This window comes from Streptomyces milbemycinicus (genome assembly GCF_002154605.1).
GTDB lineage: Bacteria > Actinomycetota > Actinomycetes > Streptomycetales > Streptomycetaceae > Streptomyces > Streptomyces milbemycinicus.
Window position 1 is genome coordinate 1 of record NZ_MUNE01000193.1, and the last position, 1,371, is coordinate 1,371.

The following is a 1,371-nucleotide window of genomic DNA, read 5'->3' on the forward strand; positions in this document are numbered from 1 at the left end:
GAGGCGCCCTGAGTGGCGGCTCCCGGGGTGGGGGCGCCCGGTTCGGAGGGGGCCGTATACGGGGCGCGCCGGTCCCAGAGCTTGACGCCCTTGTCGAGGTCGATGAGCGCCAGCCGACCGCACTCGTCCTTACCGCCGCCGCGGTAGGCGATGACCACCTTGCCGTCGGTGGGGGATTCGGGGACTGCGCACACCGCGTCGCGGAGCTTGACGGTCCACTTGGGCTCGCCGTGGTCGCCGTAGGCGATGACGCTGTTCTGGACGGACTTGACGACATAACCGTCCATCACCCAGAAGCCGGGGATGTCGGCACCGGTCCTGGGGGCCTGGGGCGCGGGTTTCCGGAACAGCACCCTCGCGTCGCCCGGTCGGCGCGCATGGTCGGGGCCGCTCTCACCGCCGTGCCGACCACTGGTGGTGCCGGTCCCGCCACTGGGCCCGGTCGGGGCCGCGTCCGTATGCCGTCCGGCCCGGCCGGTGTCCCGCGTCCTCGGCCCGGCGTCGGGCCGCCCGCCGTCGTACCCCACCGCGGCCCACACGCCCGCCCCCGTCGCAAGCAGGGCGGCCACGGCCGCGCCGACGACGAGGAACTTACGCCGTCTGTCGCGCTCTCGTCCGCCGCCTGCCGGAGACGACGGCGGCCGGTCGGGGGGCTGGGGCGGCTGCGGCATCGCGCTTACCTCTTACCCGGGTCCACGGACCGGTCGGCCTCCCCCCGCGATCCAGAAGGCCGTTCCTCCCGGAAAGGAGCGATTCGGTCGGGATCCCGCTGTACGAAGGGCATTCGAGCGGGGAATCTTTGTATCACCCGGGGCAGGGGTACACCGATGGTCGTGCGGCCACCTGTTGGCGCCGCCCGGTCCGTACGCGCGCCGGGCCGTGGGTGTATTGACGGGCACAGCGCGCGGAGATGTACAAGGAGAAAGTGTGCGCGCGGCGTACGGGATGTTGCCATGACACGTGCGTCCGGTACCGGACAGGTTTGAGGGCGGGGACGGGCCTGCCCCCACAGCGCCCATGGTGATTAGTCTTGGTGTGCACGATGGAGAACCTGATCTCGGGTTCCCGGCGTCGCAACGGGGAAAGCCGAGCGGTCGGACGACAGTAACGATCGGCAACGATCGGCCTCGCCAAGAATTTCAAAGGTGCTCGACCACACCAGGAGGCATTGTGAGTAGCGATCGGGACGAGATCCGCGCGGGCGGAACCACACCCGGCGATGATCGGTCCGACGCGGAGACCGAGCACACGGGCGAATTCACCATCGATTACACCCCGCCTGCCTGGTACACGCAGAACGCCTCGTCGTCGGCGACGCCGGGCGGTCCGGGTGCCGGGGCCGGCGGGAGCGCGTCGGCGCCGCCTCCGCCT

General features: G+C 71.0%; 1 protein-coding gene and 1 pseudogene. One reads left to right on the forward strand and one right to left on the reverse strand.

The genetic code is table 11. The features are described 5' to 3' along the window. Nucleotides 1-671 (reverse strand): annotated as a pseudogene (locus tag CCN51_RS17170) (PQQ-binding-like beta-propeller repeat protein); the annotation flags it as partial. Nucleotides 672-1,170: 499 nt separating this feature from the next. Between CCN51_RS17170 and CCN51_RS57430 the strand changes: the two are divergent. Continuing rightward, nucleotides 1,171-1,371: SCO5717 family growth-regulating ATPase (locus CCN51_RS57430; protein ID WP_143675821.1), on the forward strand; the 201-nt coding region annotated here is incomplete at its 3' end.